The organism is Clostridium niameyense, assembly GCF_001243045.1.
Lineage (GTDB): Bacteria > Bacillota > Clostridia > Clostridiales > Clostridiaceae > Clostridium_F > Clostridium_F niameyense.
Window position 1 is genome coordinate 1,747,310 of the sequence record NZ_LN849007.1, and the last position, 12,070, is coordinate 1,759,379.

General features: G+C 25.0%; 10 protein-coding genes. 1 reads left to right on the forward strand and 9 read right to left on the reverse strand.

The features are described from left to right. Positions 1-98: 98 nt before the first annotated feature. The 5 genes from rpsA to BN1711_RS09250 form a co-directional block, all read right to left on the reverse strand. A complete protein-coding gene (rpsA, locus tag BN1711_RS09230) occupies positions 99-1,262 on the reverse strand; it encodes a 30S ribosomal protein S1 (RefSeq protein ID WP_050607866.1) in 1,164 nt (387 codons plus the stop codon). A 302-nt stretch (positions 1,263-1,564) separates the two neighbouring features. After that, entirely contained in the window at positions 1,565-3,304 is a 1,740-nt protein-coding gene (locus tag BN1711_RS09235; protein ID WP_050607867.1) for a phosphoenolpyruvate carboxykinase, read from the reverse strand. A gap of 196 nt (positions 3,305-3,500) precedes the next feature. After that, positions 3,501-5,210 carry a methyl-accepting chemotaxis protein gene (locus BN1711_RS09240; RefSeq protein WP_050607868.1) on the reverse strand — a complete coding sequence of 570 codons (1,710 nt, stop codon included), beginning with the start codon at positions 5,208-5,210 and terminating at the stop codon, positions 3,501-3,503. A gap of 161 nt (positions 5,211-5,371) precedes the next feature. Beyond that, a complete protein-coding gene (locus BN1711_RS09245; RefSeq protein ID WP_050607869.1) occupies positions 5,372-5,953 on the reverse strand; it encodes a DUF3867 family protein in 582 nt (193 codons plus the stop codon). Between the two features lie 138 nt (positions 5,954-6,091). Continuing rightward, positions 6,092-7,012: a tetratricopeptide repeat protein gene (locus BN1711_RS09250; RefSeq protein ID WP_050607870.1), complete on the reverse strand. Its 921-nt coding sequence runs from the start codon at positions 7,010-7,012 to the stop codon at positions 6,092-6,094. A 189-nt stretch (positions 7,013-7,201) separates the two neighbouring features. On the opposite strand from BN1711_RS09250, the gene BN1711_RS09255 reads away from it, so the two are divergent. Next, the gene (locus BN1711_RS09255) at positions 7,202-8,128 is read left to right on the forward strand and encodes a DMT family transporter (RefSeq protein WP_050607871.1); all 927 of its coding nucleotides are present in this window, start codon (positions 7,202-7,204) and stop codon (positions 8,126-8,128) included. A gap of 30 nt (positions 8,129-8,158) precedes the next feature. On the opposite strand, the gene BN1711_RS09260 is transcribed toward BN1711_RS09255, so the two are convergent. The 4 genes from BN1711_RS09260 to BN1711_RS09275 form a co-directional block, all read right to left on the reverse strand. Continuing rightward, on the reverse strand, positions 8,159-8,632 hold the full coding sequence (locus BN1711_RS09260; protein WP_050607872.1) for a ferritin family protein: 474 nt from the start codon (positions 8,630-8,632) through the stop codon (positions 8,159-8,161). 173 nt (positions 8,633-8,805) lie between these two features. Further along, positions 8,806-9,639, reverse strand: coding sequence for a methyl-accepting chemotaxis protein (locus BN1711_RS12870; RefSeq protein WP_050607873.1), 834 nt, complete (start codon positions 9,637-9,639; stop codon positions 8,806-8,808). A gap of 308 nt (positions 9,640-9,947) precedes the next feature. Then, complete coding sequence (locus BN1711_RS09270; RefSeq protein WP_050607874.1) at positions 9,948-10,640, reverse strand: hypothetical protein; 693 nt, start codon at positions 10,638-10,640, stop codon at positions 9,948-9,950. After that, entirely contained in the window at positions 10,630-12,006 is a 1,377-nt protein-coding gene (locus BN1711_RS09275; RefSeq protein WP_050607875.1) for an AAA family ATPase, read from the reverse strand. The genes BN1711_RS09270 and BN1711_RS09275 overlap by 11 nt, the downstream gene beginning before the upstream one ends. Between the last annotated feature and the right edge of the window lie 64 nt (positions 12,007-12,070).

Below are 12,070 nucleotides of genomic sequence, written 5' to 3' on the forward strand. Positions count from 1 at the left end.
ATTCATTCCACTTTGTCAGCCTCTCTGGACTAATTTAAAAGTACTAGCTATTCGATTTTTTCACTTAATTATTTTACAAAACTCAAATTATGTCAATGCTAGAATAAATCTTTAAGCTTATCTCCAAATAAATCACCTAAAGTTGTATTTTCCTCTTTAGAATCATCATATTTTGAAAAGTCTTGTGCTGGCTTCTCTATAGCTTCTTTTATGCTTAATGACATCCTCTTTTCTTCTGGATCTATTTCTAATACTTTTACCTTCACCTTATCTTGTAAATTTAATTTTTCTGAAGGTTTTGCTATATTCTCATTACTTATTTCTGAAATATGAACTAATCCCTCTATTCCCTTTTCTACTTCCACAAAAGCCCCAAAGTTTAATAGTTTAACTACTGTACCTTCTACTACATCTCCTTGTTTAAATTTATCTGCTACAGTATTCCATGGATTTTCCTTTATATTCTTTAAAGCTAAAGCAATTCTTTTAGTTTCCTTGTCAAAATCTAATATATAAACTTCTACTTCATCCCCTATTGAAACTACTTCTGATGGGTGATTTACTCTACCCCAAGATAATTGAGAGTTGTGTATTAATCCATCTACTCCTCCAATATCTACAAAAGCTCCAAACCTTTCTAATCTTCTTACAGTTCCTTTAACCTTTTCTCCCTTTTTTAAATTATCCCATAGCTTTTGAATTTTTATCTTTTCCTTTTCTTGTAATACTATTTTTCTTGACAATACAACTTTTCCTTTTTTTCTATCTAATTCTATTAATTTAACTTCTAATTTTTTACCTTTAAAATTCTCTAAGCTATCTATATATTTATTATCTATATGAGAAGCTGGTATAAAAGCTCTTATGCCATTTATATAAGCAGTAACTCCACCTTTTACTATATTTTCTACAGTAACTTCTAATATTTCTTGTGACTTAAAACTCTTAATTAATTCTTTCCAAGCATTTTCTTCATCAGCTTTTTTCTTAGACAACACTACATTACCTTCTCCATCATTTATATCTAGAACATAAACATAAACTTCATCATTTTCTTTTATAAAATCTTTAAGATTTTCTTCTTCATTATATAAAAATTCTTCTTTTTTAACTATTCCATCAGATATATAGCCTATATTAAGTACTACTTCTTTATCTGAAACTGAAATAACTCTTCCTTTTACTATATCTCCTCTATGTATTTTTTTCATGGTAGATTCAATATCACCCATTATATCCTTCATTGAGATTTCCTCTGTCATACAATAACAACCCCTTATTTATTTTTTATATTAATATAATTTTATCATAATTTAAAACATATATAAAAATAATATATGCTATATACCTATATATTATCAAATAATTATGAGTTATTTCTTAATTTTATTTAATAAAAAAAGGATGATATACTCATCCCTTTAATCTATACATACTTTTTCCATTTGTCATATTTCTTTATCTACTTTTTTGTATGGAATATATACCATGCTATCTAAAAAAATAACTCCCATTAATGCAGACAAATACTAAAACTATAATTACTATAAATATTTAAATCTTATTATAAATTTTTTATTTCATCTAATAACTCTGTAGCAGCTTTTTTAGGACCATCTTTTTCCATACCATCTATTCCTAATCTTGTTCTCAATTGACCTACTCGTACACCTGAATTAAAGAATTTATCAAAATAAACCTTTAAAAGTTCTTCTGTTTCTTCTCTTTTTTGAGCTGGTCCAAAAGGATTTGCAAAATAAGTTTTTACAAGACCTTTTTCTGTAGTAGTACCTTTTGCCATTCTAGCGCCTTCTCTAAACACATTCATTGCACTCTTTGCATCTTTAAAATATTCTAAATCTGCTCCATCTTTTTCATAATTGTTTGCATATAAGAATAAATCTACTGGATATCCTTTAGTTATTTCTTTATGAGTCGCTACTGGTATAACTAATCTTGCATTAACTTTATCTGGATTCATAAATATACTTCTATCAATTTGTTTAAAAGCATATCCTGTATCTAAATCATCTAATCTAACAAAAGCACCTATTTCTGTACCATAACCTAATGGTTTCCCATCTCCATTTAGTTTTACTACACCCATATCATCAAATATTATAGTCATATCGCTAATATAGTCTTCACTTAATTCTCTAAAGGCTTCTAAACTTTCTGACTTTCCTGCACCACTATCTCCCATTATAATTACATTAGCAGTCTTATTATTTTTAGTAACTATATTAACCATTGCACCATGTATAGGAAGATATCCCTCTTTTATCATTATTAAATTGTGTAAAGTTAAAGTCATTTTTTTCATATATCCAAAATAATCTATAGCATCATTATAATTTACATAACCTAACATAATGTTATTTTTCTTATCATTATAAAACACTGTTTTAATATCCTTATCATGGTCTCTTGCACCAAATACATAAACTATATCTGGATTTTTTTCCCTATATTCTTCTTCTCTAGCCATTTCAAATAAGTTACATAAAGTAATACCATGATCCATAAAATCTCTATGAAAATATATATAAGCTAAAAGTGACCCAACTTTTGCTGGATAACAAAACCAATGGTCTACATTTATTCTACAATTTTTTAATGGATTATCATCAGTTTCTGTAAACATACCGTCTCTTTTATTTTTCTTAGGATAAGTTATAAAAGGTGGATCTAACAATATAGATTCTATAAAAGGAACTTTCTTAAGAACCTCATATTCGTTAGGGGCATCCCAAGAAGAACTATTTAAAATAACCCCAGCATTTCCGCCAGCTGGAAGCTGTCTATATACATTAGGCTTATATCCTATAACATTTTCTTCTATTTTTCTGTAAGTTCTTAATATAAGATTAGAAAAACCATTATTGGCCTCAATAAAACTCACATTTTGAAATCCTTCCCTTTTTTTGTTGTTTTGTACTATGGTATATCTCTCGAGTTTTCTCCAAAAATTGTATAAATCTTCTATAAACATAACAAATTTATCTTTATCTTTTAAAATTTCTGCATACTTAGGTTTTAATTCTATAATCTCGTCAGCTTTTAAAATCATTAACATTTTAAATACATTAGTTATATCATCCAAAAAAGCTTCGGTATTTTTTTCTTCTAAATTATCCTCTATGTATTTATATATATTACTTTCTTTTCTCTTTATTTTATCTATGTATATTGATAAAACCTTTCTAAATCCATAACTATTAAATAAAGCTTCTGGAGTATCACAATATTTTGCTGTAAAATTTATCATAGCTTTTCCATTACTTAAAGAAAATTCTTTCTGCATAACAATAAAACCTCCAACCATGAAATTTAATTTAGTTAAATCCTTCATTTTAAATTACTAAGTACAATTATATCATATATTTTTGAAATTTATATACTTTTATTTATTCATTTTATATAAAAAATAAACACTATATAATTTAACTTTATAAATTATATAGTGTTCATTATATTCTGCGATAATATCAAAGCATTTATTATAACTTAAGCTTTTCAAGTTTAACTATAAGTGTTTTTGATACATCATTTAAATTTTCTGTTATATTAGATAAATACTTAACTGAAGTAATTTGTGATTCTATACTACTTGTAATTTCATCTGCTGATAAACTATTTTCTTTAGATACGTGAGCTAAATTTTCAATTTGTTCAGTTATACTCATAATGTTAGATGCCATTTCCTGCGAAGCTAAGGACACTTCTTCTATCATATTAGAAACCTCATTTATAGATATAACTATCTCTTCAAATTTAGAGTTGGCATTTTTGACAAAATTATTTTGTTCCAAAGTTTTTTGTGATACTTCCTTCATAGATTCACTTGCATCTTCTATACCTTTTCTTACCTCTTGAATCAAATTAAATATTTCTTCTGAGGAATTAGAAGATTCCTCTGCTAACTTCTTAACCTCTTCTGCTACAACTACAAATCCTTTTCCTTGTTCCCCTGCACGAGCAGCTTCTATAGAAGCATTAAGAGCTAACAAATTAGTTTGAGATGCAATAGCACCTATAGTATCTGCTATTCCATTTATTTGTTCTGACTTATCCCCAAGCCCTGTTACTAATATAGAAGTTTCTTCTACCACATTAGAAATTTCTTTAGAATGGTCTTGCAATTTTCCCATAAATTTATTTCCTTCTGTAGCATGCTCTGTTGTATTTATAGCATGTTGTGTTACTTTTTGTGAATTACTAGCTACTTGAGTTACTGCAGAATTTATTTGTTCAACCCTATTTGAAGTCTCTACAAGCCAAGAACTTTGTTCCTCTATTTTTTTACTTATATTTGTAGTAAGGAAATTTACATTTTTAAATTGTTTGGCTGCATCAGAAAAAGATTTACAAAACTCTTCATTATCCTTATCTAATGTATTTGAAACTTCTTTAACTTCCTTTAATATATTTTGAATTGCATCTAGCATTCTATTAGTATATAAAGCTAATTCTCCAATTTCATCATTACTATCTATATAAATTCTTTTTGTTAAATCTCCTTCTAAATTAGATATTTCCCTCATTTTATCAACTAAAATTACTATAGAATTAGTTTGTTTTTTAGCTATTCTTCCTACTATTAATCTTACAATTAACAAAGCTACTATTAGTAAAATAGCTAAAATGGCTAATAGTAAATATTTAGCCTTTATAATCATACTATTATTTAACCCTATACATATAGCTATATTTACATTATGATTTGCTTTTAAAGGTATAAATATATTTAAATCCTTAGTTCCATCTTTAACTTGTGGTTTATTTTCACTTACAGCTTTTTTTATATTTTCTAAATTACTCTCATTAGTGTAAGTTTGTCCAAATTTTTGTGGACTATTTTGTGTTTTGTCAATAATATATCTCCAACTTTTATCCGAATCATTTATAAGTATATATGCCCCATCAATTAAACCATTTGCCTTGGATATTAATAAATCCATTGATCTATTTATCTTTTTATAGATATCACTATTTTCCTTTTCAGTAGTTAAAGCCGTTAAGTCTTTTCCTTCTAATTCATGAGATACTATTGAAGATATTCCGGGACCTGCACTAACAGCTATTGTTTTTATAACTTTACTAATAAATATATAAGAACATATGCCAATAACTAAAAATAGAGAGATAATAAGACACATAATATTTTTTATCCATTTATTTTTAATAGTAGTTTTTTTAATTCTAATCATCCCCTTGTATAATTTTTGCATTTTAAATCATATATGTTAATTACAATAAATATTAGCATATATTATATATAGTTTGAAATTAATTTTTTGTAAATATCTTATATATTTATTAAATATATATATAAATAAAAACTTGTGAATTTGATTCACAAGTTTTTATTTTAATATTCGTAAACAGATACATTTTCGCATACTGTAACTTTTAATAATTTATCTTTAAAAAGCTTTTTATAAGAACATAGGAATTCATTTAACTCACTATCTTGCAAATTTATTTTTGACTTACTTTTTAACATAACATTATTATCATTAACTTCTATTGTTAAATCATTTAATTCATTTTTTATGTTATAATAAATTGTTTGTTTTATTTGAGGAGTTAAATTATATTTTTCATTAAAACTCATACTCTTTCTTATGGATTCATAATTTAAACTATCAAAATCTATACCCATATCTTTCATGTCTATACCTAATGATTTCATTTCACCTTTTATATCCTCTAAATTAAATCCATACATATTTGAATATTTTTCCATAAGTTTTTTTTGTATATTACTAAACTTCTCTTCAGATATGTTGTTTTTATTCATATAGTCTTTTATTTTAGTCATAAACTCTGACATATTTAAAGTTCCATCTGCTATTGACGCATATAAGCTATACACATATTGTTCAAATTTATCTAAATCCTTATCTGTAGCCTTATTTTTTAAATCATCAAAACTTATAATTTCACTCATAGTACTCTCTCCTTAAATACTAATTTTTATGACCTTAATATACATTTTAGCATATTTTTTATTATTTAAAATACTTTATGTTATTTTATCTTTTATCCAAAATTTAAATATTTATATAAAAACCTAGATTCACAAAACCTAGGTATTACTTTTAATTAATTCATAATAAGCCTTTATATTTTTCAGTGGATTTAATTCTTCATCTTCCACTATATATTTAATAAATTCAGGGTAAAGTTCTACTGCTTTATTTAAATCATTTAATGCTTTATCATACTCTTTTAAATTTACATAATAACAAGCTCTATTATAATATAAAAATCCCTCTTGTGGATTCTTATTTATTCCCTCACTTATTATCTCTATAGCCTTTTTATATTGATTGTTTTCCCTATATATAACAGCCAAATTAAGATAAGAATAAGGATAATTTTCATTATCTTCTATGGATAATTCATAAAATCTTTTTGCCTGTTCTAGTTCATTTAAATTATTTAATATAACAGCTTTATTAAATGCCGCCATATAATGATCAGGATATATTCTTAAGCTTTTTTCTATTATTTTAAGAGCTTTTTTATATTCACCTAACTCCTCGTATATAGAAGCTAAATTAGTATAACTCCAAAAATCATCCTCATCCATAGATATTACTTTTTCATAACATTTAATAGCTAAGTCTTTCTTATCTATATTATCATATACTCCTGCTAAAAAAAAATATGCTCTATTATAATTAGGATTTAGGTCTATAGCCTTTTCATAATATTCAATAGCCTTATTATAGTCTCCTTCATTATCATAAATAATAGCTAATCCATAATAGGCCCTCTCATCTTTAGGATTAATACTTAACACTTTATTATAAACCTTTTCTTCTTCAATATAATCATATAATTCATCATAAATTAATGCCATATCTAATAAAAGTTCTACATCCTTGTTTCCCCCTAAAGCATAAGCTTTTTTATAAAATTCCAATGCCTTTTCTACGTTCCTATTGATGTAAAAATTCTTACCTATAACCTTATAATTGTGCCACCTTTGATTATTATACATAATTATGCTCCTTTAAAATTTAGGTTGCCTTATTTATTTATTAAATAATATCACATTATATATACAATGTAAAAATATCGCTACTTAAACTTTCTTCGTTTTTTAATGTATTATTTAAAATCCTAATATTTTCAATTTATGATATACTATGTTTTATATATATAATTTATTATAAATAAGGAGAACATAATGAAAACAACAGAAATATTCTCTAAAAACCCTTATAAAACTATATTCGCCTCTATAAGTTGTATCTTATGGGGAAGTGCTTTTCCAGTACTTAAGATAAGCTATAGTGAACTTCAAATGTCTCAAAATGATATGATTGCAAGAATTCTTTTAGCAGGTATAAGATTCTTCTTAGCTTCTACTATTATTTTTTTGTTTATAACTTTTATACTAAAAAAATCTATAAAAATAAACAAAACTTACCTATTGAAACTTTTAATTATAGGAATACTTCAGACAAGCCTTTATTATTTCCTTTTTTATACTGGAGTAGCTAATACCAAAGGTATGAAAGCTGCTATTATTGGAGCAATGGAAATATTTTTTGTAATTATTATAGCTCATATCATCTATACCAATGATAAAATAAATAAAACTAAAATAATAGGCCTTATTCTAGGATTTTTAGGGATAATTATAGTAAACTGGGGAAGTTCTTTTAGACTAGATTTTAATTTCAAGGGAGAAGGATTTTTAATATTATCTTCTTTTATAGGTGCTATTTCTGCCATACTAGCTAAAAATTTAAGTAGAAAATTACATCCATCTTTAATAACTGCTTGGCAAATGTTTTTAGGATCTATAATTTTATTAGTATTTGGATATATAAATTTATCAAGTAATGCCATTGTATTCAACACTAAAGGCTCTTTACTTTTAATTTATTCAGCCTTTTTATCCGCTACAGCTTTTTCTATTTGGTATGCCTTATTAAAATACAACAAAGCTGGAGAAATAAGCTTATATAAGTTTATAACCCCTGTATCTGGTGCAATTTTGTCCTCTATATTTTTGCCTAACGAAAAATTCACCTTTAATATACTTATTTCTTTAATATTAGTAGTTTTAGGCATTATTTTAGTAAATATTAATTTAAATAGGGATTAATAAAAATAAGAATTAATAAGATTGATTTTATTAATTCTTATTTTTAATATAAGGAGTAAATAGTTCTACATGGTTTTTTTCTTCCTCTATTATTGTCAGCATTGTATTGTACGCTAATGTATTAGTATCTGATTCCCTTCTTACTAATTGTCCCTTTACATCTAATAATAATGCTAAATTATCCTCTTCAAGTTCTACAGCGAAATTTATAAGTTTATTTACATTATCTATATTAGGTATTACAAGCTTACTCTTAAATTGTTGTATTTTAGAAGATATTTTGTCATAAGCATAAAAATCTATATACTCCTGTAAATTTTCTTCTATATTATTCTTAATATCTTCATAATACCTTTTGTGCTTTTGCTCTTGCTTTGCAAAAGTATCTGCTAATACCTTCATTCTTATATCTTCAGTTGATTGTGATATTTTTTTAAACATTTCAAAACCTTTTTCTTCAATATATATAAGATTATTTATTATATCTATTATTGTATAAGACATGTATTTCCCTCCCCTTATCCTTTAAACATATTTTATAAAGTTTCATTATTTATTATATTATAATAAATTAATTTATATAATACATCATATTTACAAATATTTATTATTTGTAAATCAATTAAGAGTTTTCACAAAAGTGAAAACCCTTAGCTAATTTTAAATAATTTTATATTTTATTTGAAGTCTTGTACAAAATTATTAAGTTTTTTCACAGAGTCCCTTATACTATCTAATGTAGCAGATATCTCCTCCGTAGCTGCTGCTTGTTGTTCACTAATTGAACCGCTATTACTTATAGCTCCACTTATTTGTTTTACAGCTTCATTCATTTCTTGAATAATAGTTCTTATTTCTACGGCTGCTTCTTTGCTTTGATTTGAAAGTTTTCTAACCTCATTGGCAACTACAGCAAATCCCTTTCCTTGTTCTCCAGCTCTAGCTGATTCTATAGCTGCATTTAATCCTAATAAATTAGTTTGTGCTGCTATATTTTGAATTATCTCTAATGCTTTTGTTGTTTTTTCGGCCTTTTGTAAAGTATTATTAACAAGGTCTATAGCTTCTTGTCCTGATTTTGCTAAATCTGTAGCCCCCTCTGCTACTTGTTCTATACTTTCAGCTACTTGATCAGTAGATTCCATTAAACCTTTAATACTATTAACTAAATCTACGTTTTCCTCTACATCTACACAAGTACATAAACTTCCAACTATTTTACCATCGTAATTTCTAATTGGAGATACAATAGATTTTACAGCTACTCCAAAAGTTTCTTTAGACAATATTTTCTCCATTGATTTACCTAATTTTATACTCTCTGAAATTAAAGATGGTTGATGTATTTTGTCACCCACACTAATATTTAAATTAAATTTCTTAGCTGGAAAATAGTCTACATATTTTTCTAAATCTGAAATTATTATAGCACTGTCCTCTCTAAATACCTGTTGGCAATAAGGGGCTGCTTTACTTAATGAATTTAAAATGTCATTACTCATGTTTTCCATACTCTACACCTCTTCGTTTTCTTTTAGCATTTTTTAGTATCTATTAAAAATATTTATACTATATATGTAGTTTTTAAGATATATTTATATAACATTACATTTTAAAGAAATTATAATTTTATAATTATAATTTCTTTAAAATGTAAAAAAATCCTAACTATAAATATAATTATACCATTTATAGATAATACATACACGTTTTTTAATTCAAAAAACACTTATAATTTAAAATAAATATAATACAATACAACTTTAGTAATTAATTATAAAATAAAAAAAGCCCTACTGCAACTAGTAAGGTCAGCATATTATTCACTATAAAAACATTCATCAAAAAATAAATTAAAATTACAATATCTATTTAGTGAATTGTTATTTTGTTTTATAAAATTCCACGTATAATCATAATCTCCTTTTATAGAGAAATTACTATTTTTTATAAATCTAACAAATTCCATTTCATTATTATAGTATTTATCTATAAAATTATCTGAATAATCATCCTTCAAATCATCTTCTAAATTTTGATTATTGTGTAAAACATGCTCTAAATTACAAGAAAAGTAGTACATATGATAACTAGTCTTACTAATATTTTTAGTACTGTATAATTTATCCAACACTTTAGATTTCTTATTATTTCTTTCTATTATTCCATTTACATTAGAAGTTAAAATATTTTTATCTGTATATATAACTTTATCCACTTCTTCTTTTACTATTAAGTTTTTATCAATATAAGCTCCATCAGTGTCTATTAAATGTATTATTTTTAAAATATCTGACTTTTTATATCTATTAACATCTAAAAATTTTTTAATTTGGTCATTTACTTTTGCTATACAATTTTGAATAGTGGTATCTTTTCTTGAAGTAATATCCCCATTTACTACTTGAAATTCAATCTTATCATTTCTTAATAATCTGGACAAAATTAATGAAAGAGAATTCTTATCTGATATGCCCTCTACTATAAATAAAATAATCTTTTTACTTTTCATTTATTATTTTTCCCGCCTTTCTAAAGGCATAATTTATTTCAAAAGTATTGGTTTCCTCATAAACTTTTTCTTTTTGTCCTCCTAGATATATAGCTCTTAAATAAAAATCCCTTAAATTATTATTACTTTTTACATTAGTTAATCTTACATATCTATTCTTAGGATTTATTGTTGTAAATACAATAGACCCTTTACTTAATTTTTCTAAGGCTCGTAAATTATGGGAAGTAAAAACAAATTGTCCTTTTGCATTTTCTTCAAGTATATTTAGTATTTCTCCCAATAAATATTCAAATATTCCTGAATCTAGTTCATCTACAACTAAACATACGCCTCGATAATTATACATTGCAATTAATGCAGTTAAGATAGATATTATTTTTTTTATACCATTAGACTCATATCTTAATGGAATTCTTTTGTCTTCCCTAACAGATACTAACTCTACATTAATACTTTTATTTCCTTTTTTATCCAATTCACTACCATAGTCTGCAATATCAATATTTAATCCCGGAATGATAAATCTTATAACTGTATTAATCTGTTCTAATATTCTTTTTAGAATACCATAACCTTCTTCTGTAACTTTAGAACTTTCAAATAAGTTAACATGGTCCTCCAAAATAATATTTTTATTATTCTCTAATCTAACAGTAAACTTTGATAGATAATTTTTTATTATAAATAAATTAAATTCTGCAAAATGTCTTAGTGCGTTTATTATCTTAACATAATTCTTATTATCTCTAAAACCCCTATTAAATATTTCTAAACTTCTTTTATTAAAAATAAATGATTCTCCGCTTTCTTGAGCTAAAACCTTTGCAACAGCAATATTAATAAGAAGTTCCTTATTTCCACTAACTAATTCATTATATCTACATAATGGTTTAAAAATAGCATTGTCTTCCATGTTATAATCAATGACTTTGGTTTTTACCCTCCTTTTTTCATTTGTTAAAGGTGAATAACTTAAAACTTCCTTGCTTATTACAATCTCATTATTTTCTACATTTCTTTTTATTTCAATATCATAATAAACTAAAAGCTTTTCTTCATTATCTTCCATTAAAAATGTAAAACCTAAATTACACTTACTCCTATATTGGGTAATAAAATATTGTGCATCTTCTGTCAGTGGTTTTCCTAAAAGAACACTCTTTAAAAAGGCAATTATATCCACCAAAGCTGTTTTACCTGAACCATTTTGCCCATATATACCCAATATATCTGATTTCTTTTTATATGAACTATTTATATTTTTCTTCAAATTTATGTAACTTTTGAGAGAAACTTTTCCTTCTTCAATATTTTTAAAATTATTTATTCTTATTTCTTGCAAACGAATAATAGATTTTTTCATATACATTCCTCCTATTTTTGAATGTATCATTATAAATTATAAATTTCAATATCAAAAATAATTT

What these genes read in the sequence shown, in the direction of transcription:
- rpsA (WP_050607866.1), bottom strand. Translation starts at nt 1,262, where the DNA reads ATGACAGAGGAAATCTCAATGAAGGATATAATGGGTGATATTGAATCT.
- BN1711_RS09270 (WP_050607874.1), bottom strand. Translation starts at nt 10,640, where the DNA reads ATGAAAAGTAAAAAGATTATTTTATTTATAGTAGAGGGCATATCAGAT.
- BN1711_RS09255 (WP_050607871.1), top strand. Translation starts at nt 7,202, where the DNA reads ATGAAAACAACAGAAATATTCTCTAAAAACCCTTATAAAACTATATTC.
- BN1711_RS09275 (WP_050607875.1), bottom strand. Translation starts at nt 12,006, where the DNA reads ATGAAAAAATCTATTATTCGTTTGCAAGAAATAAGAATAAATAATTTT.
- BN1711_RS09245 (WP_050607869.1), bottom strand. Translation starts at nt 5,953, where the DNA reads ATGAGTGAAATTATAAGTTTTGATGATTTAAAAAATAAGGCTACAGAT.
- BN1711_RS09235 (WP_050607867.1), bottom strand. Translation starts at nt 3,304, where the DNA reads ATGCAGAAAGAATTTTCTTTAAGTAATGGAAAAGCTATGATAAATTTT.
- BN1711_RS09240 (WP_050607868.1), bottom strand. Translation starts at nt 5,210, where the DNA reads ATGATTAGAATTAAAAAAACTACTATTAAAAATAAATGGATAAAAAAT.
- BN1711_RS12870 (WP_050607873.1), bottom strand. Translation starts at nt 9,639, where the DNA reads ATGGAAAACATGAGTAATGACATTTTAAATTCATTAAGTAAAGCAGCC.
- BN1711_RS09250 (WP_050607870.1), bottom strand. Translation starts at nt 7,012, where the DNA reads ATGTATAATAATCAAAGGTGGCACAATTATAAGGTTATAGGTAAGAAT.
- BN1711_RS09260 (WP_050607872.1), bottom strand. Translation starts at nt 8,632, where the DNA reads ATGTCTTATACAATAATAGATATAATAAATAATCTTATATATATTGAA.